22 protein-coding genes, 7 tRNA genes and 1 riboswitch are annotated in these 22229 nt (G+C 64.0%); of the genes, 14 read left to right on the plus strand and 15 right to left on the minus strand.

The window, feature by feature from the left end; genetic code table 11:
- The 3 genes from ybaK to CXQ89_RS07755 are packed head-to-tail and all read right to left on the minus strand — an operon-like array spanning position 1 to position 2012.
- The gene (ybaK, locus tag CXQ89_RS07745) at positions 1 to 546 is read right to left on the minus strand and encodes a Cys-tRNA(Pro) deacylase (RefSeq protein ID WP_104054547.1); all 546 of its coding nucleotides are present in this window, start codon (positions 544 to 546) and stop codon (positions 1 to 3) included.
- A 56-nt stretch (positions 547 to 602) separates the two neighbouring features.
- Positions 603 to 1067 carry a SufE family protein gene (locus CXQ89_RS07750; protein WP_104054546.1) on the minus strand — a complete coding sequence of 155 codons (465 nt, stop codon included), beginning with the start codon at positions 1065 to 1067 and terminating at the stop codon, positions 603 to 605.
- Between the two features lie 45 nt (positions 1068 to 1112).
- Positions 1113 to 2012, minus strand: coding sequence for a sulfurtransferase (locus CXQ89_RS07755; protein WP_104160856.1), 900 nt, complete (start codon positions 2010 to 2012; stop codon positions 1113 to 1115).
- A gap of 280 nt (positions 2013 to 2292) precedes the next feature.
- Between CXQ89_RS07755 and zapE the strand changes: the two genes are divergently transcribed.
- Positions 2293 to 3330, plus strand: coding sequence for a cell division protein ZapE (gene zapE, locus CXQ89_RS07760; protein ID WP_104160857.1), 1038 nt, complete (start codon positions 2293 to 2295; stop codon positions 3328 to 3330).
- 166 nt (positions 3331 to 3496) lie between these two features.
- On the opposite strand, the gene CXQ89_RS07765 is transcribed toward zapE, so the two are convergent.
- The 8 genes from CXQ89_RS07765 to CXQ89_RS07800 all read right to left on the minus strand — a co-directional run bounded on the left by CXQ89_RS07765 (position 3497) and on the right by CXQ89_RS07800 (position 6400).
- Positions 3497 to 3754 carry an antitoxin gene (locus CXQ89_RS07765; RefSeq protein WP_104054543.1) on the minus strand — a complete coding sequence of 86 codons (258 nt, stop codon included), beginning with the start codon at positions 3752 to 3754 and terminating at the stop codon, positions 3497 to 3499.
- 110 nt (positions 3755 to 3864) lie between these two features.
- Positions 3865 to 5430: an HNH endonuclease signature motif containing protein gene (locus CXQ89_RS07770; RefSeq protein WP_104160858.1), complete on the minus strand. Its 1566-nt coding sequence runs from the start codon at positions 5428 to 5430 to the stop codon at positions 3865 to 3867.
- 341 nt (positions 5431 to 5771) lie between these two features.
- Positions 5772 to 5845, minus strand: a tRNA-Gly gene (locus tag CXQ89_RS07775).
- Positions 5846 to 5870: 25 nt separating this feature from the next.
- Positions 5871 to 5942 (minus strand) — tRNA-Val (locus CXQ89_RS07780).
- Between the two features lie 43 nt (positions 5943 to 5985).
- Positions 5986 to 6059 (minus strand) — tRNA-Gly (locus tag CXQ89_RS07785).
- A 36-nt stretch (positions 6060 to 6095) separates the two neighbouring features.
- Positions 6096 to 6167 (minus strand) — tRNA-Val (locus tag CXQ89_RS07790).
- Between the two features lie 23 nt (positions 6168 to 6190).
- A tRNA-Cys gene (locus CXQ89_RS07795) sits at positions 6191 to 6264 on the minus strand.
- Positions 6265 to 6326: 62 nt separating this feature from the next.
- A tRNA-Gly gene (locus tag CXQ89_RS07800) sits at positions 6327 to 6400 on the minus strand.
- A gap of 590 nt (positions 6401 to 6990) precedes the next feature.
- On the opposite strand from CXQ89_RS07800, the gene CXQ89_RS07805 reads away from it, so the two are divergent.
- The 12 genes from CXQ89_RS07805 (at position 6991) to ribH (ending at position 16834) form a co-directional block, all read left to right on the plus strand.
- Positions 6991 to 7065, plus strand: a tRNA-Val gene (locus tag CXQ89_RS07805).
- Positions 7066 to 7243: 178 nt separating this feature from the next.
- Positions 7244 to 8125 (plus strand): cytochrome, encoded by an 882-nt coding sequence (locus CXQ89_RS07810; protein WP_104160859.1) that lies wholly within the window; start codon positions 7244 to 7246, stop codon positions 8123 to 8125.
- Positions 8126 to 8311: 186 nt separating this feature from the next.
- Entirely contained in the window at positions 8312 to 8923 is a 612-nt protein-coding gene (gene def / locus CXQ89_RS07815; protein WP_104160860.1) for a peptide deformylase, read from the plus strand.
- A gap of 12 nt (positions 8924 to 8935) precedes the next feature.
- Positions 8936 to 9865, plus strand: a complete 930-nt coding sequence (gene fmt / locus CXQ89_RS07820; RefSeq protein WP_104054865.1) for a methionyl-tRNA formyltransferase — start codon at positions 8936 to 8938, stop codon at positions 9863 to 9865.
- Positions 9862 to 11403 carry an RsmB/NOP family class I SAM-dependent RNA methyltransferase gene (locus CXQ89_RS07825; protein ID WP_104160861.1) on the plus strand — a complete coding sequence of 514 codons (1542 nt, stop codon included), beginning with the start codon at positions 9862 to 9864 and terminating at the stop codon, positions 11401 to 11403. The genes fmt and CXQ89_RS07825 overlap by 4 nt, the downstream gene beginning before the upstream one ends.
- A 38-nt stretch (positions 11404 to 11441) precedes the next feature.
- The gene (gene rpe, locus CXQ89_RS07830) at positions 11442 to 12107 is read left to right on the plus strand and encodes a ribulose-phosphate 3-epimerase (protein ID WP_104160862.1); all 666 of its coding nucleotides are present in this window, start codon (positions 11442 to 11444) and stop codon (positions 12105 to 12107) included.
- A gap of 108 nt (positions 12108 to 12215) precedes the next feature.
- Positions 12216 to 12361: riboswitch (FMN riboswitch) on the plus strand.
- A gap of 103 nt (positions 12362 to 12464) precedes the next feature.
- Entirely contained in the window at positions 12465 to 13151 is a 687-nt protein-coding gene (pnuC, locus tag CXQ89_RS07835) for a nicotinamide riboside transporter PnuC (protein WP_104054537.1), read from the plus strand.
- On the plus strand, positions 13148 to 14278 hold the full coding sequence (gene ribD, locus CXQ89_RS07840; protein ID WP_258059967.1) for a bifunctional diaminohydroxyphosphoribosylaminopyrimidine deaminase/5-amino-6-(5-phosphoribosylamino)uracil reductase RibD: 1131 nt from the start codon (positions 13148 to 13150) through the stop codon (positions 14276 to 14278). Before pnuC ends, ribD begins: the two co-directional genes overlap by 4 nt.
- Positions 14279 to 14281: 3 nt before the next feature.
- Positions 14282 to 14935 carry a riboflavin synthase gene (locus CXQ89_RS07845; RefSeq protein ID WP_104160863.1) on the plus strand — a complete coding sequence of 218 codons (654 nt, stop codon included), beginning with the start codon at positions 14282 to 14284 and terminating at the stop codon, positions 14933 to 14935.
- Positions 14932 to 15612, plus strand: a complete 681-nt coding sequence (gene ribB / locus CXQ89_RS07850) for a 3,4-dihydroxy-2-butanone-4-phosphate synthase (protein ID WP_104054535.1) — start codon at positions 14932 to 14934, stop codon at positions 15610 to 15612. The genes CXQ89_RS07845 and ribB overlap by 4 nt, the downstream gene beginning before the upstream one ends.
- A complete protein-coding gene (gene ribA / locus CXQ89_RS07855; protein WP_104160864.1) occupies positions 15612 to 16280 on the plus strand; it encodes a GTP cyclohydrolase II in 669 nt (222 codons plus the stop codon). The genes ribB and ribA overlap by 1 nt, the downstream gene beginning before the upstream one ends.
- A 71-nt stretch (positions 16281 to 16351) precedes the next feature.
- Positions 16352 to 16834 (plus strand): 6,7-dimethyl-8-ribityllumazine synthase, encoded by a 483-nt coding sequence (gene ribH, locus CXQ89_RS07860; RefSeq protein ID WP_104054533.1) that lies wholly within the window; start codon positions 16352 to 16354, stop codon positions 16832 to 16834.
- A 58-nt stretch (positions 16835 to 16892) separates the two neighbouring features.
- Here the strand turns inward: ribH and CXQ89_RS07865 are convergent, their stop codons facing one another.
- A complete protein-coding gene (locus CXQ89_RS07865; RefSeq protein WP_104054532.1) occupies positions 16893 to 17351 on the minus strand; it encodes a universal stress protein in 459 nt (152 codons plus the stop codon).
- A 182-nt stretch (positions 17352 to 17533) separates the two neighbouring features.
- Here CXQ89_RS07865 and mscL point away from each other — a divergent pair, with 182 nt between their 5' ends.
- Positions 17534 to 17962, plus strand: a complete 429-nt coding sequence (mscL, locus tag CXQ89_RS07870; RefSeq protein ID WP_104160865.1) for a large conductance mechanosensitive channel protein MscL — start codon at positions 17534 to 17536, stop codon at positions 17960 to 17962.
- Between the two features lie 509 nt (positions 17963 to 18471).
- Here mscL and CXQ89_RS07880 read toward each other — a convergent pair.
- From CXQ89_RS07880 to CXQ89_RS07890, 3 genes are all read right to left on the minus strand, one after another.
- The gene (locus tag CXQ89_RS07880; RefSeq protein ID WP_104160867.1) at positions 18472 to 19269 is read right to left on the minus strand and encodes an SDR family NAD(P)-dependent oxidoreductase; all 798 of its coding nucleotides are present in this window, start codon (positions 19267 to 19269) and stop codon (positions 18472 to 18474) included.
- A 155-nt stretch (positions 19270 to 19424) separates the two neighbouring features.
- The gene (locus CXQ89_RS07885) at positions 19425 to 20648 is read right to left on the minus strand and encodes a M20 family metallopeptidase (RefSeq protein ID WP_104160868.1); all 1224 of its coding nucleotides are present in this window, start codon (positions 20646 to 20648) and stop codon (positions 19425 to 19427) included.
- Positions 20645 to 22132, minus strand: coding sequence for an MFS transporter (locus tag CXQ89_RS07890; RefSeq protein WP_181032261.1), 1488 nt, complete (start codon positions 22130 to 22132; stop codon positions 20645 to 20647). Before CXQ89_RS07890 ends, CXQ89_RS07885 begins: the two co-directional genes overlap by 4 nt.
- Positions 22133 to 22229 lie beyond the last annotated feature (97 nt).

Consider the following 22229-nt stretch of genomic DNA (forward strand, 5'->3'; position numbering starts at 1 on the left):
TTACGCCGGCGTAGCCGCTATGGGCGCCGTGAGGGCGGAGGTGAGCCGGATGAGGTCAAAGGGCGAGAGCCCGATCTGCAGTCCACGCCGTCCGCCGGAAACATAAACGGTGTCCAGCAGTTCCACGCGGTTGTCGATTCCCGCTGGAGAGGGTCGTTTCTGCCCCAGCGGCGAAATTCCTCCCACCACGTAGCCGGTGCGCCTCTCCGCCTCGTGCCGGTCTGCCATTACGGCTTTGCGCGCACCCATCAGCGCGGCGAACTTCTTCAGGTCGAGGTTCTGGGCAACCGGAACCATGGCAACGCCCAGCCGGCCGCCCAGATCCACCATCAGCGTTTTGTAAACGGCCTCCGGCGGCAGCTCCAGTTTCTCCGCTGCTTCCAAACCATAGGAGGGGGCTCCGTCGTCATGCTCATAGTGGCGGACCGTGTACGGAACTTTGGCTTCGTCCAGCAGCCGGGTGGCCGGCGTCGCGCCCTTGCCCGGATGATTGCCCGCGTGTTTATCCGGGTGCTTGCCCGAGTGCTTGTCCCGATTGCCTGCCATGTCTCCGGCCTTTCCTGTGCGAACCGCGCTGCTGGCGAGTGGTGCCGGCGGGCCGGCTACCCCTGGTTCAGTTTTTCGTGCTCGGCCAGACGGCGCTTGATACGTCCCAGCATGGCTGACATGCCGCGCATGCGCAGCGGTGTGATGGCGCGAGTGAGGCCAAGACGGTCAGGAACATCCGCCGGGACGGCCAGAATCTGCTGCGCGGGCAGACCGTTCAGGCCCTCATAGAGCACACTGGCGAAGCCCCGGGTGGTGGGGGCCTCCGGCGGTGCCTTGAAGAACAGGGATACCAAATGGTCAGGGGAGTCGTCCACGTCAAGGCTGAGAAACACCGGCGACTGGCACTCGACAACCTGTTCCATCAGCTCCGGCCGGTCGGCGATTTCGGCGGGAAGCTCCGGGAGGCTGCGGGAGAATTCCAGCAGCAGCTCTAGCCGCTCGGCTTCCTCAAGGGCCTGGAAGTCGTCAACAATCTCAGCAAGCTGATCCGGGACGGCGGTTTCGGGGGTGACGCTCATGGGGTGTTAATCTCTCTGCGTTCTAGGGGGTGGGATCGGCGGGGATCAGCGGGGAGCGCTGCCGGGCTCTTCGCCGCGGGCGATGGGGACGCGTACTGCGTTGCCCCACTCGGTCCAGGAACCGTCGTAGTTGCGGACGGAGTCGAATCCAAGCAGGTGCTTCAGCACAAACCACGTGTGGCTGGAACGCTCACCGATGCGGCAGTAGGCCACGACGTCGTCGCCCTCCTTCAGCCCGGCACCTTCCTTGTAAAGCGCCTCCAGTTCTTCGCGCGTGCGGAAGGTTCCGTCTTCGGCGGCAGCCTTGCCCCACGGCACCGACTTGGCGGTGGGGATGTGGCCGCCCTTCATGGCACCCTCATCCATGTAATCGGGCATGTGGGTGCGTTCGCCCGTGTATTCGGCGGGGGAGCGCACATCGATCAGCGGTCCTTTGCCCAGGTGGCCGACGACGTCGGGCAGGAAGGCACGGATCTTCTCGTCGTTGCGTTCCACCACCGGGTAATCCGTGGTGTCAACAACCACCTTGTCAGTGGTCATGGGGCGGCCTTCGGCAACCCACTTATCCCGGCCGCCGTCGAGCAGCCGGACATCCTCATGGCCAAAGAGGGTGAAGACCCACAGTGCGTAGGCGGCCCACCAGTTACTCTTGTCCCCGTAAATCACCACGGTGGAGTCACGGGTGATGCCCTTGCGGGACATCAGCTTCGCGAATGCTTCGCCGTCCACGAAATCACGCGTATCGGCATCGTTGAGGTCGGTGTGCCAGTCGATTTTCCGTGCGCCCGGGATATGGCCCGTTTCATACAGCAGGATGTCCTCGTTGGATTCAAGGACCACCAAGCCGTCGGCGTCCAAGTTCTCGGCCAGCCACTGCGTGGAAACAAGGCGCTCGGGATGGGCATATTCGGAAAACTTGGAAGCGGTGTCAGGGGCAATCGACATGCGCGCGGCCTCTTTCGGATTAAATGATTGCTGCCGGACGCGATAGCGGCGGCACGGGCTTACCTCTAGCCTAACGATATGGGCGGACGAAAACTTCCTGCAGCTGGACCGGCGTCTTGCCGGCCGCCGAAACAGGGGGTCTGTAACGGCCGAAGACGCCCTGTTGGCGTATCGTTGCAACGGCGGCATTTTGCCGGCGGCGGGCTTGGTACCACTGGCCGCATTACCGTGGGACCCAATATGACGGCTAATAACATCGGATGGACGGAAATTGCGCACAGTGGCACAAGTGGAGCACCTTGCAGAGCGGACTCCCCAGGTCTCGACCGACGAACTTCTGAAGGGTTTTTTCCCCTCGCCCCGGTTCGGTGAAGTTTCCTTCGACAGCTACCGTCCTGACCCCGCGCAGCCGTCACAGGCCAAGGCCGTCAGCGCCATGCGGGACTTCGCCGTCGCCGTCGACGTGCCCGAACCCACCGGCCTGCGCAAGCTCTTTGGTGCAAGAAAGCCTGACTCCAAGGCCGGTTTCTACCTCGACGGCGGTTTCGGTGTCGGCAAAACCCACCTGCTGGCCTCGCTGTGGCACGCCGTTGAGGGGCCAAAAGCTTTTGGAACCTTCGTGGAGTACACGAACCTGGTGGGGGCCCTCTCGTTCCGCAAAACCGTTGAAGCCCTAAGCGCCTACAAGCTCGTCTGCATCGATGAATTCGAACTCGATGATCCGGGGGACACGGTCCTGATGTCCCGCCTGATGCGGGAACTGGCCGACGCCGGCGTCAAGCTTGCCGCTACGTCCAACACCCTGCCCGGTTCTCTCGGTGAGGGGCGTTTCGCTGCGGTCGATTTCCAGCGTGAGATCCAGGTCCTTGCCGACCAGTTCGACGTCGTGCGCATTGACGGTGAAGACTACCGCCACCGCGGACTGCCCCAGTCTCCGGACCCCGTGAGTGAGGCTGACCTTAACGACCGGGTGGCTGAAGAGTTCAGCGGCAAAATTGTTGCCGACGACGAATTCGCCACCCTCATCAACCACCTCTCCACCGTCCACCCGAGCCGCTACCGTCAGCTCATCGAAGGGGTGGACGCTGTTGCCTGGCACAACGTCACCACCATCACCGAGCAGTCCGTGGCCCTGCGTTTTGTGGTGCTGGCTGACCGGCTGTACGACAAGGATGTTCCGATCCTCGCCAGCGGTGTTCCGTTTGATCAGCTCTTCACCGAGGAAATGATGAACGGCGGATATATGAAGAAGTACTTCCGTGCGGTTTCGCGGCTTACGGCGCTGGCGCGCGAAGGGCAGACCGGAGAAGCTGCTTAGCTGCCGGCCTGAAGAATTCCTGCCTGAAGAATTCCTGCCGGCTGGAAGGACACCCGGCCGGCAGGAAAACTTCGGCCGCCGGGAGCCCGGAGACGCCCATAAACGACGAAGGACCTGGTCCCGCCAAAAGAGGCGGAGCCAGGCCCTTTTTGTCGTGCTCTGAAGCTTATACGGCCGGAGGAGTCGGTCCGGGTTCGGTTCCCGTGGCGGGCCCCTGATTGCGGTCGACCTTGTCTACCGCTTCCGAGGCCTTGCTCTGGAAGCCGTCGATCTTGTCCGAGTACTTTCCGCCGGTCTTCTCGTCGACGAATTTCCCCGCGTGACCGATGCCGCCCTTGATCTTGTCGGCGTTTTCACCCACAAGCTCGGTAGCCTTGCCCTTCAGCTCTCCGGCCTTGCCCTTGAGCCCGTCAAATATAGACACGGACCACCTCCTTTCGCAGGGGAAACCATACGTTTCCCGTTCACCGTCAATGATAAGCCCGCTGACTATAAGGACCAAGGAGTGGGGCTTTCTGATTTTTGGATTCTGTTTCATGCACTTGACCGTGGTGGCCGGAGCGGATGAAAGTAGGTGTTTCTGAGGGGAGCTTGATAGGGATCCACATAGGTGGGTGGCACGAACCAGGGGACACCGCGCCGGACCCCCACCCGCCATTTCTCCCGGTGGATGAGGTGGTGGTGGAACCCGCACAGCAGGACGCCGTTGTCCGTGCTCGTGGCTCCGCCATGAGAGTGATATTCGATGTGGTGTGCCTCGCACCATGGGGCAGGCGCGGTGCAGCCTGGGAAAGCACATCCGCGGTCTCTGGCAATCAATGCCTTCCGAAGATGCGGCGGAAAGTAGCGGGCCGCGGAGCCAACGTCCAGAACGCGGCCCTCACCGCTAAGGACTACGGGGATGATGTCCGCGTCGCAGGCGATGCGGCGTATCTGACGAGCTGGAACAGGTCCGGCGAACGCCAGCATTCCGCTTTCGGGAGTTCTGTCCGGATTTGTCCCCGCGGCTTTGGAGCTTCCCGCCCCGGCGGTCGTCAAGCGGTCGCTTAGCTGGTCGTAGGCAATGACAGCCAAGACCTGCGGTTTGGATCCCCCGCTGGCGGGAAGCCTGCCGGACAACAGAGCCAACCGGCACGAGCTTACAAGTCCGTCCAGGCGCTTCTGCGGGTAGCTGCGGGGATCAGCCGGGACTGCACGTGGCTTGCCTTCCAGGTCCACGCAGGAGCCCTCAGCGGTCTTGGCGGCGTCGACTCGCGGATTGGCCTCCGGTGCCAGCGCTGTCATAAGGGTTTCAAATTGGTCCTCTGTGGCAAATATGTCTATTCGGTGCAGCCCGCGGTACCTCCGGCGGATAAACAATCCCTGCAACTCGGCTTTTTGCTGCTCGGACGGCTCTGTTCCGTCGGGATCGAGATGATTGATCCAGGCTTGGGCCACTACGTTGAGAACGTCCTGGTCCTGGCTGGCTGCCACGTCAGTCAATGCTGCCTCCATGGCGGCACGATCCTCACAGGTTCCGCAGCCCTGTACGCGCTTCATAGCCATGCTGATCACTTGTGCAGCTTCGCCTGCCAGCAGGCCCTGCCCGGCCCATTCGGCCACCACCGGTAACTCCGGCTCGAGGGTTTCCCCGGAAATGTTTGTTGAGGAAGTGAGCGAAGAACCCAGGCGAACGCGCCTCCAGGCTTCTCGCCGACTGATCCGAAGGCGGTGACGCAGGTACTCTGCCGTGTTCTTGAATTCCTGCTGGTCTTTCCCGGAAGGGAGGGTCCATGAATCAGCTGCGACGGACGATATCCGCGCGCGTTCGAGGGCAGCGGCGGCGACGATCTGAAGATGGTCGACAAGTCGTGACAGTGACTCAACGTCAGACGCGACGGTGACCAGTTCCGCTGATGACAGGAAGGGAATCCGCTCGTCGAGATCGCGGACAATACGCTGCGCAGCGGGAACCAGACTGCTCAGCGCCGGGATCGGCTGACTTGCCTGGCCTGCCGAAAAGGAGGGGTGGGTCTCACCTGGGCCTGACCAGGTTTGTGCTTGGTCCTCCGGGGCAGCAGATGCAGCTCCTGTGGTGCGGACTTTCAGATCCTCTTCCATAGACCAAGATTCTCAGTATCAGTCCGCACCATCGAACACATGTTCGAGTTTGTGGAAAAGGGGCGGCCACGGAGCGTCGATCGGCATCTGTGGAGGAGGATGGGGCTGTCCGTGGAAGGAGGGCGGGGATCGCCAGGGGAGGGAGCCGGATGAGCAGGACAGGGGGAGTAACCAGGACGGCCGGAAAGCTGCGGTCGCATCCCGAGCCCGGGCCGTCGTCGTGCCGACTGTACAAATCCGCTGCCGCCATTAATGCGGGAACCCAACAGCTTAAACGCAGAAGGAGCAGGCCAATTCAATGGCCTGCTCCTTCAAACGCTGCTCCGTAGAGCAACTGTGCGAGCGGACGACGGGATTCGAACCCGCGACATCCACCTTGGCAAGGTGGTGCTCTAGCCAGCTGAGCTACGTCCGCAAATCAAGACAACCAAAGTTGTCCGTGCGCGATACTGGGATCGAACCAGTGACCTCTTCCGTGTCAGGGAAGCGCGCTACCGCTGCGCCAATCGCGCTTGAAGCACCAAATCTCCCAAAGGGATTCGATGCAGTCAAGAGAGCGGACGACGGGATTCGAACCCGCGACATCCACCTTGGCAAGGTGGTGCTCTAGCCAGCTGAGCTACGTCCGCAAAAACACAGTTGTGCGCCAAAACGCCAAACTGTAGTGCGCGATACTGGGATCGAACCAGTGACCTCTTCCGTGTCAGGGAAGCGCGCTACCGCTGCGCCAATCGCGCCCAAAGGGCTTGCAAGTCCTCTGTGGAGGTGGGGACGGGATTCGAACCCGCGTATACGGCTTTGCAGGCCGCTGCCTCGCCTCTCGGCCACCCCACCGTGACCGCTGCGTAAGCATAGGCCGACCAGTTAGAATCAACCGGTTTGTACAGGGACTTGCGAGCGGACGACGGGATTCGAACCCGCGACATCCACCTTGGCAAGGTGGTGCTCTAGCCAGCTGAGCTACGTCCGCATGCTGTAAAAGTGGGAGTATTAGACCTCGAATCGCTTTCGCTTTTCGCGGCGAACTCCCGCTTTCCAACGAAGAAAAACTCTATAGGACTATTTGGAGTTCGTCCAATCGGGCCGGTTTTATGTGGTTGCAGCGCCCGGATCCGATTCACGGCGTTATCGCAGGTGGGGGCTATGGGCGGATGGTGCGTGGCCATCGAATGCTCCGGCGGAGACTGGCGTTAGCGGGTGAGTACGAGGGGCGGCCTGCCCCAGTACGGCAGTACGACGACGGCGCTTTTCGGGCGTCATCATCGGTACCGGCGGATGTCCGAAGCTACGGAACGCCGGCCGGCAGTGTGCGGGACGAAGATCTCCGCGGGTACGTAACGCAGATCTGTGTGGACTAAGGTCGCCTGGGCCAGGGCGGCCGCCGGTGCCCTCGCATTGGGGGATCCCGGGGGAGGGTACACGTTCTGCGCCGGGGGAACGGAGTAACCTTGCCCGCATCAAACGCCGTCGTTGTCTGGCCACCGAGTGCCGGTTTGGCGCCAGCTCCGATCTGGGCTAGCATCTTTAGACGTTGCGGTTGTGAAAACAACACGCGGCTTGGGGCGATTGGCGCAGTGGTAGCGCGCTTCGTTCACACCGAAGAGGTCACTGGTTCGAACCCAGTATCGCCCACCAAATAACAATGGAGGTCCCCAGGGGCCTCCATTGTTGTATGTGGACGCGTTGTATGCGGACGCTTTATGGCCGGGGGCAGTGGGTCGGACGTCGCTCTGAATCCGGACCCGGAGTGCGGTTCCTGCTCCTGCGGAGGGTCCCGCAAAGTTCTGTCAGTGCGAGATGGCAAACTGAAGATATGACTGAACCAGCTCTGGCACATTCAACAGAATTCGGGCGGATGTACTCCCGGTCCCTCTCCGAACCGCCTACGGTACCGTCCATCACCACCGTGATCGCGCAGGGTTCCACCTCGCTGGACGGCTGGCACAGCCACATGGCTGCCACCGCGGTAGTCAAGGATCCCAAGCTCCCCGCAAGCCTCGGCAACCCCGGCGCGCTGCGCTCCCTCGTCAAGGAGGCCTCGCGAGCTTCGGAGCGTTACCGGGACCAGGCGGCTGAACGCGGAACGCGCGTGCACTATTACTGTGAGCAGGTTTCCCTGCGCGCCCTGGACCTTCCCCATGAGCTCGACGCAGCACGCACGGCGCTGCTGGAACACGGCGAGCATCAGTTCGCCGACCGTTTCGATGAGTGGTGGGACCTGTACCAGGTGGAGCCGCTGGCACCGGAAATCACCGTCTGGAATGACGAACTCGGCTACGCGGGCACCCTTGATCTGGTGGCGCGCATCAACGGCCGGCTCTGCCTCATTGACTACAAGACGAAGAACACGGACCGCGACGGGCAGGTCAAGCCGCTGGATGACAAGGTTGTCATGCAGTTGGTGGCCGGCATGAAGGCGAAGGAATCCCTGGTGGACGCGGGCAAGGGCGTCTGGGAGCCGTGGGCCTACGGCGAGGATCCGCTGCTGCTCGGTGTCGCCGTCGGGCAAACTGAAGTGCGGCCCATGCGCGCCAACCCCGCTGTCCTTCCGCAGCACTGGTTCAAGTTCTGTGCCCTGCGCCGGCTTTGGCAAACCTCGTACGACGTCGCGGGCGCGGGCCGCGCGCTCCTGCCGATTGCGCCGCCGCCGGTCGGGGCACACGCGGTCCGGGCTCCCCAAGCCTCGTCCACCTAAGCGAGCGGGGCAGGGGTATAGCCAAGGGGTGCAGCACCTCAGCAGACACACACCGGGCACCCATTGTGCCTTCGCGCCCCCGCGCCTGATTGCGCGGGGGAGCCGCAACGCGCCCAGCGCAACTAGACTGGTTCCGGGCAACAATCAGTTAGCAGATGCGCAGTAACAGTAAGGAACGAAACCTAGATGGCAATCCTGAACATCCGGATTATCGGCGACCCCGTCCTGAGGACCCGCGCTGAGGAGGTCACGGACTTCGGACCGGAGCTGGCCAAGCTCGTCGCCGACATGGAAGAAACCATGGAGGATGTTGACGGCGCTGGCCTTGCTGCACCCCAGGTGGGTGTCAGCCTCCGGGTGTTCACCTACCGGATTGACGGCCAGTCCGGGCACGTTGTCAATCCCGTCCTGGAGCTGAGCGAAGACCGGCAGGAAGACCAGATGGAGGGCTGCCTCTCCATTCCCGGACTGGGCTATCCCGTTTCGCGCAGCCGCTGGACCCGCGTCACCGGTGTGGACAAGGACGGCAATCCCGTGACGCTCGAAGGCGAGGGCATGCTCGCCCGCGCTTTCCAGCATGAAACCGACCATTTGGACGGCGTGCTGTACATTGACCGGCTCGAAGGCGAAAACCGCAAGAAGGCACTTCGCGCCATCCGCCAGGCAGACTATGACGCCATTGCCGGACGCACGACGGCGGAGCGCGCCCAGACAGTCGGTTCGGCCTTCGGTGCCGGAGCATCCTTCGGTGCAGCCGCTGGCGGTACTTTCGGCGCGGGCAACGGCGGACAGGCCTAGCAGCCCGTGACCATGCGCGTACTTTTTGCCGGAACTCCCGCCGTCGCCGTCCCCTCCCTGAACGCCCTGCTGGAAGCCGGCTTCGACGTCGTTGCCGTGCTCACCCGCCCCGACGCACCGCTGGGGCGCAAACGCACCCTCACGCCGTCGCCTGTTGCTGCCCGGGCCGAGGAACTGGGCCTGCCGGTGATCCGGGCGGCCAAGATCGACGACGACGCCGTGGCCGCCATCCGCGCCGCCAATCCGGATGTTGCCGCCATCGTTGCCTACGGCGGACTCATTCCCGAACGGGCACTGACCATCCCCGAACACGGCTGGATCAATCTGCACTTTTCCCTGCTTCCCGCCTGGCGCGGCGCCGCCCCCGTGCAGCACGCCGTCATCAACGGCGACGATGTCACCGGGGCTTCGACGTTCCTGCTGGAAAAGGGGCTGGATACCGGCCCCGTGTACGGGCAGCTGACCGAAACCCTGTCCCCGGAGGACACCAGCGGCGCGCTGCTGGAACGGCTCTCGCACAGTGGCGCCGTGCTGCTCGCACAGACGCTCAGCGCTATCGAAACCGGCGCGGCACACGCCGTTCCGCAGTCCGGCGACGTCACGCTCGCACCCAAGCTCACGATCGACGACGCACGGATTGACTGGCAGCAGCCTGCACTGGCGATCCGCCGCCGGATCAACGGCGTCACGCCGGAACCGGGAGCATGGACCACCTGGGACGGAGCGCGATTCAAGATCGGCTCCGCCGTGCTGCGCCCTGACATTACCGATCTGGCCCCCGGCCAGGTCCGCTTCACCGGCGGTGCGCAGGCTGCGGCCGTCGTCGGCACCGGTTCATCCGGGCTGGAACTGGCGCAGGTGCAGCCCGCCGGCAAGAAAATGATGCCGGGGGCCGACTGGGCCCGCGGCCTGGCCAACCGTGAGGACGTGGTCTTCGAATGACCCCCCAAAACAGCACTCCGCAGAACAACACGCCCTCTGCCCGTTCAGCCCAGGGCAACAAGGCACGCAACGAAAAGGGACACGAACGCAGCCGTCCCGCCGTGCGCAGTTATACCAAGCAGGCGCCGGGCCAGCGCACGCGTGCCGCGGATCCGGCCCGGCTGGTCGCCTTCGAGGTGCTCCGCGCCGTGTCCGAGGATGACGCCTATGCCAACCTCGTACTGCCCAAGAGCATCCGCAAGCACCACCTGGACAAGCGGGACGCCGGGTTCGCCACTGAACTTGCCTATGGCGCCCTGCGCGGGCAGGGAACCTATGACGCGATCCTGGCCAAGTGCGTGGACCGCCCGCTGGAGCGGCTGGACCCTGCCGTTCTGGACGCCCTGCGGATTGGCGCCCACCAGCTGCTGGCGATGCGCGTTCCGGCGCACGCGGCACTGGACCAAACGGTGGGCCTGGCCCGCGCGGTCATTGGTGCCGGCCCGTCAGCACTCATCAACGCCGTGCTGCGCAAGGTTGCAGCACGCGACCTCGACTCATGGCTCGAGGAACTGACCCGCGGCGAAACCGACCCGACCAAGCGCGCTGCCATTGAACACAGCCATCCGGAATGGATTGTCCGCGCCCTGCGCCAGTCGCTGGTGGCCCATGGCCGCAGCGTCGAGGAAATCACCGACCTGCTGCAGGCGGACAACGACGCCCCGGTGGTGAACCTCGTGGCTCTGCCCGGTCTTGGCTCGTTGGATGAGGCACGCGAGGCCGGGGCCGTGGACGGCGAGCTGGTTGCAGACTCGGCCCTGTACTCGGCCGGCGACGTCGGCCGCCTGGAATCCGTCCGAGCCGGAACCACGCGCGTTCAGGACGCCGGATCCCAGCTCGTGGCACGTGCCCTGGCGGCAGTGGACATTGGCGACCGAACCGCTGACGGCAGCCGCGACGGCGAGCAGTGGCTGGACCTTTGCGCCGGCCCCGGCGGCAAGGCAGCTTTGCTGGCCGCCCTGGCCAACGAGAAGGGTGCCATCCTGCTGGCCAACGAACCGGCAGCCCACCGCGCCAAGCTGGTCCGCCAGGCCCTGGAAGCAGTTCCGGGCGAGGTCTGGGACGTACGCACCGGGGACGGACGCAGCATTGCCGAGCAATATCCGGATACCTTTGACCGCATCCTGGTGGACGCCCCGTGCACCGGGCTGGGTGCCCTGCGCCGCCGGCCGGAATCCCGCTGGCGCCGCAAGCCCACCGACGTGGGGGAGCTTGGCGCGCTGCAGCGTGAACTGCTCACCGCAGCGGTCGATGCCGTCAAGCCCGGCGGGGTGGTGGGCTACGTGACCTGCTCGCCGCACCCGGCCGAGACCACCGCCGTCGTCGCCGATGTGCTGCGCCTGCGCAATGACCTCGAACTGCTCGACGCCGGGGCGGCGCTGGACAGTGCCAGCCTCACCGGAAATCTGGAGGCCGGACACGAGCTCACGGCGCAGCTGTGGCCGCACATCCATCAGACCGATGCGATGTTCCTGGCCCTGATCCGCCGCAAGGTCTAACCTGACTGTCCCCAGTCTGACCGTTTACTAGGAGAACCATGAGCAAGTGCTGCATCAACCCGAGCATCCTCTCGGCCGACTTCGTCAACCTCCAGGCCGAGCTGGAGCGGATCAGCACCGCCGACGCCGTCCACGTGGACGTCATGGACAACCATTTTGTGCCGAACCTGACCATCGGACTGCCGGTGGTGCAGCGCATTCAGGAAGTCAGCGCGCTGCCCCTGGACGCGCACCTGATGATTTCCGACGCCGACCGCTGGGCTCCGCTGTACGCGGAGCTGGGGCTGGCATCGGTCACGTTCCATGTGGAAGCTTCCGCTGCGCCGATCAAGCTGGCGCGGGACCTTCGTGACCGCGGCGCAAAGGCAGGCATGGCGCTGCGCCCGGCTACCCCGGTGGAACCGTACCTGGACATGCTCTCCGAGCTGGACATGCTGCTGATCATGACCGTGGAGCCGGGCTTTGGCGGCCAGAAGTTCCTGGACGTTACGCTGCCGAAGATCCGCCGTGCCGCTGAGGCCGTCCGCGGCTCGAACCTGCCGCTGGCCATCCAGGTGGACGGAGGTATTTCCGCTGACACCATCGAGCGCGCTGCGGAAGCCGGCGCGAACGTGTTTGTGGCGGGCTCAGCGGTTTACGGTGCTGGAGATCCGAACGAAGCCATCAGCAAGCTGCGCCACGCCGCCGAGGCTGCAGCACGCTGACGGTTCGGGACGCGGTCGGCGTCCCACACATAGTGTGACGAATATTACTTGAACCTTCATCTAAAAGTGACGCACAGCTGATTAAGTTGTGTAAGAATGTGTTTAACAATCGTGCTCCGGGGTCGGTGTAATTCCGAACCGGCGGTTATAGTCCGCGACCCGCACTGCAGCTCCCGAACATCGGGAAAAGCGGTGCGGTTGAACTGGTGAAATTCCAGTACCGACAGTTAAAGTCTGGATGGGAGAAGCACGTGCAGTTTGTTGAACCGACGGTTAACGTCCCCTCAAGCGGGGACCCAGCTGTCGATGCACCGTACTGTCGTACCCCCGGAGCCGCCGCTCACGGATAGGAACGACATGGATTTTTTGCGGTGGCTCTTTGACGCTCAGGTACCGGTGGGATCTTCATCCCTGCTGGTGCGCGAGGTCGTAGGCAATATTTTCGGGCTCCTCAGCGCCCTGGGCGGCATGCGCCGCAAAGTCTGGGCCTGGCCGGTGGGCATCATCGGCAACGCTCTTCTGCTCACCGTCTTCCTCGGCTCGCTGTTCGGCGACGCCGACTCAGCCACCCTCCTTGGCCAGGCGGGACGGCAGATCATGTTTATCGCCGTATCCGTCTACGGCTGGCGCCGCTGGCAGCAGAGTAAGAACGGCGGCGGCACCGCAGTCACGCCCCAATGGGCATCCGGCACCGAACGCCTTGGCCTGGTGGCAGCCCTTCTGATCGGAACCGTTGCCCTGACCCCGGTCTTCGCCCGCCTTGGCTCCTATGAGCCGGTGTGGGCCGATGCCTGGACCTTTGTCGGATCCCTCCTCGCCACGTACGGCATGGCCAAGGGGTGGGTGGAGTTCTGGCTGATCTGGGTGGCCGTGGACATTGTGGGCGTGCCTCTGCTGTTCAGCGCCGGTTACTACGCGACGGCGTTCATGTACGTCTTCTACGGCATCTTTACCCTGATCGGGTTCTTTGTCTGGGCCAAAGCCAAGAAGGATGAAAAGCCCGAGGTGGAGACGGTGATGCCTGACCCCAGGGTGGTGCGGTGACCGGCCTGCACGGCGAAACTGCGGCTGACGGTGGCGCTGCCGAACGCAGCGCCGAAGAACGCAACGCCATGGACCTCGCGCTGGACCTGGCGCGAAAGGGCGTCCGCGGTGCGAACCCCCTGGTGGGCGCAGTGATCCTGGACTCCGCGGGGGCGGTTCTAAGCAGCGGCTTCCACCGCGGCGCCGGAACCGCCCACGCGGAAGCCGATGCCCTCGCCAACGCCGCCGCCAGCGGAGCAGACGTCACCGGGGCAACCATGGTGGTGACTCTTGAGCCGTGCAACCACACCGGACGGACCGGGCCCTGTTCCCAGGCAATCATCAATGCCGGCATCTCGCGGGTCATCTATGCCGCTGCCGATTCAACTGCTGACGCAGCCGGGGGAGCTGCAGCGCTGGCTGCCGCAGGAGTGAGCGTTGACGGTGGCCTCATGGCAGCCGAATCAACGGATCTCAATCACCGCTGGATCCGTGCCGCGCGGGAAAAACGGCCCTTCGTGACGGTCAAATCCGCGCAGAGCCTGGATGGCCGAACCGCAGCCGAAGACGGCACCAGCCAGTGGATCACCGGAACTGCGGCCCGCACCGACGGGCACTCCATCCGCACCCGTGCGGACGCCGTCGTCGTCGGAACAGGCACCGTGCTGGCGGACAATCCGCAGCTGACCGCACGGAACGCCGCCGGCGAGGATGCAGTTCAGCAGCCGCTGCGGGTAGCCGCAGGGCACCGGCCCGTGCCGGATGATGCGGCCATCCGCGGAACAGACGGACGGTTCCTCCAGCTGTTTGAGCATGACCCGGCGGAAATCTGCCGGGAACTGTACGCACGGGGGGTCCGCCACCTCATGATCGAAGGCGGCGCCACTGTCGCCGGTGCCTTCCTGCGCGCCGGACTTGCGGACGAACTGGTCGCCTATATCGCGCCGGTTCTGCTGGGCGCCGGCACCCCGGCGTTCGCCAACCTCGGCGTGCATACCCTCTCTGCTGCCTCCCGCTGGCGCTGGGACGAGACCGACGGCGGTGCCGCGCGACTGGTGGGCGCTGACCTGCGGCTGCGGCTTGAGCCCGTGCCGGCCGGCACCCAGCCGGTTGACGTACCCGCCGGCACCCAACAACTGGAAGGATGACTCGTGTTTACCGGAATTGTGGCTGAACAGGGCAGCGTTGTATCCCTGGACCCGAACCTCGAGGATGACTCGGCTGTACTTGTCATCAGTGCCCCGGCCACCGGCGCCGGTCTGGAGCTGGGGGGATCCATCGCAGTGAACGGCGTCTGCCTCACGGCCACGGCCCTGGACGGAGACCGGATTTCGCTGGACGTCATGGGCGAAACCCTGGACCGGACCACCACGGGCAAACTCCGGCCGGGAACACGGGTCAACCTGGAACGCTGCGTTCCGGCCGGCGGACGGCTGGACGGCCACGTGGTGCAGGGCCATGTGGACGGCGTCGGTGAACTGCTGGAGCGGGAGAACCTCGGCAATTGGGACAGGCTGCGCTTTGGCGTGCCGGCGCAGCTGGCCAGATACATCGCCGAGAAGGGGTCCATCGCCGTCGACGGCGTTTCACTCACGGTCACTGCGGTCAGCGGTGCCGAGGAGCCGCAGCAGTGGTTCGAGGTGGGCCTGATTCCGACCACTCTGGAAGCAACCGGCCTCGGGGCCTTGGAGTCGGGGTCGGCGGTGAATCTGGAAGTTGATGTGCTGGCCAAGTATGCAGAGCGGCTGCTTGCCTTCGCCAACCCGAAGAAACCGGCCCACGCTGCCGAAGGAGAAGAGCTATGAGCATCCGAGCCGGGGGCACTAGCGCTGATGTTCCGCACGAGATGATCCTGCTGGACAGTATTGACGCAGCGGTGGAGGCCATCGCCCTGGGACGTCCCGTCGTCGTCGTGGATGATGAGGACCGCGAGAATGAAGGCGACATCATCTTTGCCGCCCAGCATGCCACGCCCGAGCTGATGGGCTGGACGGTCCGTTACACGTCCGGGGTGATCTGCGTGCCGCTGCCCGGATCCTACGCGGACCGGCTGAATCTGCCGCCCATGACCACCGTCAACGAGGACACCAAGGGCACCGCCTACACAGTGTCCTGCGACGCCGCTGTTGGTGTGAGCACCGGTATCAGCGCTGCGGACCGGGCCACGACGTCCCGGGTACTGGCCAATCCGGGCGCGTCTGCCGCTGATCTGCATCGTCCCGGCCACGTTTTCCCGCTTAGGGCGCACGACGACGGCGTCCGCGGGCGCCGCGGACACACCGAGGCAGCTGTGGAGCTGGCGCGGCTGGCCAACTGCACACCCGTTGGTGTGATTGCCGAACTCGTCCACGACGAGGGATCCATGATGCGGTTGCCTGCACTGCGCGCGTTTGCCGATACGCACGATCTGCCGCTGATCTCCATCGACGATTTGGTGGCCTATCTGGAGCGTGCACACTCACCCAACGCGGAGGGAAACTGATGAGCGGACCTGTTCCCGGCGTCGTTCCCGGTCCCGAAGTTCATCTGCCGACTCCCTACGGCGATTTCATTGCCCAGGCCTGGACCGATCAGCGCACCGGGGCGGAGCACATGACTGTCTCCTCGCCGGGAACAGGCATCCAGCAGGACGCCGCCGGAGCCGGTTCCGACGGCGGACCAGCGGCCCCGCTGGTGCGACTGCATTCGGAGTGCCTCACCGGAGATGTTTTTGGCTCCTACCGCTGTGACTGCGGAGAGCAGCTGGAGCAGGCCCTGGAATTGATCAATCTGCACGGAGGCACCGTGATCTACCTGCGCGGCCACGAGGGGCGGGGGATAGGCCTGGCCAACAAGCTGCGGGCCTATGCCCTGCAGGAAGCCGGCGCTGACACGGTGGATGCCAATGAACAGCTGGGACTTCCCGTAGATGGGCGCGACTATGAGTCCGCCGCGGATATCCTGCACTCGCTGGGACTGAACCGGATCCGGCTGCTGAGCAACAACCCGGCCAAACGCGACCGGCTGCAGCAGTACGGAATCACGGTCGCCGCCATGGTGCCTTCGGAAGTGCCGGTCCGGGCCGAAAATGAGCGCTACCTGCAGACCAAGCGGGACCGGATGGACCACCGGCTGACTCTGCTGCGCACCCAGCCGGTCCAGCAGGGCTAGCTGCACCCGACCAAGACAAGATCTGCACCCTAAGAATTCACCACAAGAGCCCACTACCAGGAGTAAACACGATGAGCGGACACGGCGCACCGGACAATGACGTCAGCAGCATCAAGGCCAAGGGCCTGGATATCCGGGTGGCCATCGTGGCCGCCAGCTGGCACACCGAGATTATGGACGGCTTGATCAACGGCGCCCTGCGCGCCGTGGAGGATGCGGGCCTGCTGCCGAAGCTGATCCGGGTGCCGGGAAGCTTTGAACTGCCCGTTGCCGCGGCCCGGCTGGCACCGCACTTTGATGCCGTGGTTGCCCTCGGCGTCGTCATCCGCGGCGGGACACCGCACTTCGACTACGTCTGCTCCGCGGCAACTACCGGCCTGACCGACGTTAGCGTCCGCACCGGCACACCGATCGGTTTCGGCGTGCTGACCTGCGATACGGAGCAGCAGGGCCTGGACCGGGCAGGTCTTCCCGGCTCCTCCGAAGACAAGGGCTACGAGGCGGTGGCTGCCGCGGTGAATACAGTGGCAGCCTTGCGCGGCGCCGGGGTCTGAGGGGCTTAAGGGCCGGTGGAGCGCGGGCAGGGGAGGCCTGCCCGTTATTCCCAGGATCTCAGGCGGCCTTCGGGCGGAAGATCAGCACCGGGCAATGCGCATGATTGACGACTTGATGCGAGACCGCTCCGAGATGCAGCCCTTCGAATCCGCCGTATCCGCGTGCGCCAACAACAATAAGATCCGCTTCTCTGGCGGCGTCGACTATCGCAGCAGCGGGTGAGTGGTTGTGAACAACGTGGCCCGTGGCGGCTGCGCCCTTGTCTGCTGCGAACTTCAGCGCTTCGGCATTCAGCTTGCCGGCATCTTCCTCGGGAGCAGGCGCAACGGCGATTCCACCCGCCGCAGTCTCCAACACCTCCGGATACCATGCCAACGGCGGCTTGCTCCAAGCCGTAATCAACTGGAGCCGGCCGTTGCGCAGACGGGCCTCGTCAGCGGCCCATTCCAGGGCCAGCCGAGAATCGGGGGATCCGTCAACGCCAACAACAATCGTGAACGAGCTGCTATCGGTCATTTGTTCCACACCTTTCGTCGGCCTTCACTGAGCATCGTAGACCGGCGTCTGCGCGGTGGTCAGGGTCCACGGGGCTTAGGCGGTTGCGGGACCCGATAATCGCGTGCAGTAATGCTGCCGCGCAAGACTTAAATCTTCGGTGAGGGCTGCGCCGCAGGTCCTGGGGCGGTTACTCTGGCGAGATGCTAAAGGGATTCAAAGACTTCATCATGAAGGGCAATGTCCTGGACCTGGCGGTTGCCGTAATCATCGGCGCAGCGTTTACGACCGTCGTGAACGCCCTGGTCAACTCGGTGCTTATGCCGTTCATCTCCGGGCTCGTCGGTTCGCCGAACTTCGACAGTTTCGCGGCGGTTACGTTCAACGGGAACCAGATTCAGTTCGGGGTCCTGCTGACCGCCGTCGTGAACTTCCTGCTCGTCGCGGCGGCCGTCTACTTCGTGATCGTGCTGCCCATGAACAAAATGATCGAGCGGCGCAACCGCAGGCTTGGGATCACGCCGGAGGAGACCGCGGATCCGCAGGTGATGCTGCTGACCGAGATCCGGGATGCTCTCACTTCGCAGCCGCCCAACGGGACAGCCCACGCCGAGAGCGGGCCGAAACACTAATCGGGGTCCGGCCGGGCCGGGACTACCGGGTCCTCAGGAGCGAAGCGCTCTTTTTGTGACCGCCGCTGGGTCCAGCGCAGCGCTGCAAAGAATGACACAACGAGCGGGAGCACCGGAAGAACGAACCCCTGAGACGCGACCAGGAATCCGTACAGTATCCACAACAGGATTGCCGTGACAATCCATCCCGTCAGTATGCGATGAGTGATCTCAGGGGCTGGCGGCACAAGGCCAGCCGCTTTCCGCTCCTTGGCCTCCCGCCACGACGCTAACCCAAAAGGCGTCAGGATCAGAAGGGACACGACCGCCCCCACAGCCGAAGATGCCGACTCGGACAGGCCAAGAACCTGCAGAAGGACACGAGCGAGCGGGTCCACAAGCACGAAGGTCAGAACCAGCCACAGGTAGAACCTCCGCTGCCACAGAGGCAACTCTGCCCAGGTTCGGTTTTCGTAGGCGAAGCGTTTCGCAGCGTCATCCGCGGGTCCCAACGTGCGATCCCCCCGGGGTCACTTCTCCGGGAACCGGGGATCCCAGGGCGAGCCGTTGATGTGGCTGCCTCCGTCTACGAAGAGGGTATTGCCGGTGAGGTATCTCGCGTCTTCGCTGGCGAGGAACACTGCCACGCCGCCCAGATCGGATTCTGCGTCTCCCATGCGGCCCATGGGCAGTGCGGCATCAGTGGCGGCAGCCGCTTCGGGGTGAAGCTCAGCGTATTTCCGATAGGCCGCTGACGCCACGGCGGGGCACATGATGTTCGCGGTGATGCCGTACGGAGCCCATTCCCGGGCGGCTGTGCGGGTGAGGGCACGCAGCGCTTCTTTGCTGGCGTTGTAGGCGGCAGTGCCCATATGGGCGTTGACACCGTTGAGGGAGCTGATGTTGATGATCCGGCCCCACTGCTGCGCTTTCATGACGGGAAAGGCCTTTGTCATGGCCCAGTTCGGTGCGAGCACGTTCATCGCGAAGTTCGCTTCATACTCTTCGTCGGTTTTATCCTCCACCCGGTGGATGCCCCAACTCCGGTACGCGTTGTTGACGAGGATGTCGATGGAGCCGAAGTCATCAACGGCAGTTTGTACTGCAGCGTCCATCTGCGATTTGTCCGTGATGTCGCAGTGAACAAACGCTGCCTGGCCGCCGTCGTTGTTGATGGCGTCGGCCGTGGCCTGCCCTTTGGCGTCGTCGAACTCTGCAATGAGAACCGCCGCGCCGGCCTGTGCGAAGCGGCGGGCGATTCCCTGCCCGAGCCCGTCACCGCCGCCCGTCACCAGCGCCACCCGGCCCTTCAACTGATTGTCTGTCATCGTCAATCCTTCGGTTGTTGAACTCGTGTTCAGTTCGTTCGTACGCGTGCGCCACGGCGTCAGTGCATGCTAGCAGGGGAGTTGCCCGCTGCTCCCGCGGGCGGGGAGCCCGGGAAAGGCGTGGCACCGGCTCAGTGCCTGTACGGCAGAAACAGCTATTCCCCGACCGCTAATGCGTCTGCCAACCGCCACCGCTCGTCGCGCGCCTGGCACAGGGACGCCCGCAGCTCCGGAGCGGCGGCAGCATCGACAACGGTCCAGGCCAGGGCCAGAGCCGCATCCATTACGGCCGCGTCGGCGTCCGGGCCGCAGGTTTCATCGGCAAATGCGGCAGTATGCGGCATTCCTTGTGATCCGAGCACTGCGATGACCGGATGGATGGCAGGCATCGCCTGCGACACGTTTCCCATGTCAGTGGAACCGCCTCCGCCGCCGCCCGCGGGCGGACGGATCAGGGTGCGGCCCGTCGCAGTGAGGTTCCGGTTCCACAGGTTAAGAAGGCCTTCATGCTGCCTGAGCGGGAGGTAGCCAGGGGACGGCTGCTCGGTTGACCAGCTGCATCCGGTGGCCAGCGCTGCCCCTTCGCAGGCCAGCAGGACCTTATGTGTAACGTCGTTTTGGATGGCAGCATCCCGGGCACGCACTTCGAGTGTCAGTTCTGCATGTTCTGGAATGACATTGATGGCAGAACCGCCGGCGGTGACGAGGGCATTGATGCGGACGCCGTCAGGCAGCTGCTGGCGCAGCAGGCCAATGGCCACCTGTGCCATGGTTGCCGCATTCAGGGCATTGACCCCGGCTGACGGTGCAACTGCGGCGTGCGAAGCCTTTCCCCGGAACTGTACGTGGAACCGGTCGCAGCCCTGCGATGACGTTCCGCTGCAGTCTATATCCACCCCCGATGTTGGATGGGCTGATAGAGCGAGGTGGGCATTTGCGAAGGCGCCGGCGTTCAACAGCAGAACCTTGCCGCCGCCGTCTTCCTCCGCAGGAGTGCCCAGCAAAACCACCGTCAGATCCAGCTCCTGCGCTACTGCAGCCAGAGAAAGTGCTGCCCCTACGGTGGACGCGGCAATGATGTTGTGCCCGCACGCATGGCCGATCCCGGGCAGCGCATCATATTCGGCGCAGATTATGACTCGAAAGGAACCCGATCCGTAAACTGCTTCCACCGCGGTGGGCAAACCGTAACAGCCCACGACGGTGTCAAACCCTGCCTCTTCAAGCACCGCGGAAACCCTTGCGGCCGAGCGGTGTTCCTCGAAAGCAACCTCAGGATCGGCGTGCAGCTGTGCAGACAGGGCCAGTACCGCCGACCGATGCCGGGCTAATCGTTCCTGGACAGCCACCTTGGCGGTGACGGACGTCGTCGTGCTCATGCTTTGTGCTCCTTCTGGGGTGGTGCGGACGGGGCTGATTCAGCACCGGCGCTTTGCGGTGCGCGGTTTTCGTCAGTGCCGCGGAATTTCAATGCCACCAGTGCCAAGACGAGCGACAGAACTGCGCAGATGCCCCAGACCAGGAGATAGGACGTGTTACCGGAAGCGGTCGTGGTCTCGCCGTCAATCTGGAGGGTCACCAGGAAAGCGGACATGACCAGCGCAAACACGGCACCGCCCACCGACCCGGCAGCGGTCCGCGATGTGTTGTAGAGGGCTGAAGCGACTGCGACAGAATCTTCAGGTGCTTTTTTCACCACAATTGCCGGAAGGACGCCGAGGATCAATCCGTTGCCGAAGGCGCCGATCAGCATTGCGGACAGGAAGGGGACCGTGCTGGCAGAGAAGCCGATCATGGCTGCATACGACAGGACGCCCAGCAGAGAGCCCAACACTACGGTGGACTTAGCGGTGATGCGCGCGGCGATTCGGTCGCCGAGGGTGGCACCGGCGAAGGTGGCCAGTGCCAGGACCAGGAACACGATGCCAACACTGGCTGCCTCCAAGCCAAGGCCGAATCCGTGCGTGTCCGGGTTGGTCATGATGAACAGCGCGCCCGCGGTCTGGGAACCGAACATCTGCGCACCAAACAGGGATGCGCCCAAAATCGGCAGGCCAATGCCGGAGGTGGTGAGCACCGAAAGATCGACGAGGGGATATTTAACCCGACGCTCCACCTGCAGCCACACGGCCAGCAGCACAAGTCCGAACACGATCGAGCCGATGGTCAGGCCTGAAGTCCAGCCCCAGTTGCTCGCGTTTGCGATGCCCAGCAGCGTGGACAGCAAGCCGGTGGTGAGAAGGGCCGCACCAGGCCAGTCAACGGTTCCGGCGCTTCGCAGAGTGGTTTCGGGGACGAGCCATGCAACAACGGGAATGCAGAGGAACATGAACACCGCCGGCACCAGGAGAACGACGGTCAGGTTATCCACCATGGCCAGGAGGATGCCGGATACCATCGCCCCGATCGCTCCGCCCACGGTAAGCGCGCCGACCAGCTTGGCGATGCTGCGGCCGGCGGTTCCCTCGCTCTTGCTGCGGACGATGGCGAACTCGAGAGGGAGGAAGGCCCCCAGCGGTGCCTGCAGTGCACGGCCGAGCAGCAGGATGCTGAAACTTGGCGCAAAGGCAACGATCACCGACCCGACTGCCACCAGGGTGACGGTGACCAGCAGCAAGCGTTTGTGGCCGTAGAGATCACCCAGTTTGCCGATGATCGGCACAAACGCGACGGTCATGAGCAGGTAAACAACGCTGACCCAATTCAATGCTGCGTCACCAACATTGAATTCGGTGCCGATCCGGGCCAGCAGCGGCGGAAACCAGCCCTGCAGCAGGCCGGAGCCGAATTCCATGACAATCAGGAAGCCGACGGCGCCGCCGGCTGCCGTTGCCTTGGCGCCTGCTATGGGAGAGGACTTCATGCTCATCCGATCTATCGGGGCGTGCTGGTATCGTCGTCCCCAAAATACAGATATTGTCCGTTGCAGGGTTTGGATTGCATGATCAGGACGGAATATG

Origin of the sequence: Arthrobacter sp. ZGTC212, from assembly GCF_002929255.1 — a bacterium.
In the GTDB taxonomy this organism is placed as follows: Bacteria; Actinomycetota; Actinomycetes; order Actinomycetales; family Micrococcaceae; genus Arthrobacter_B; species Arthrobacter_B sunyaminii.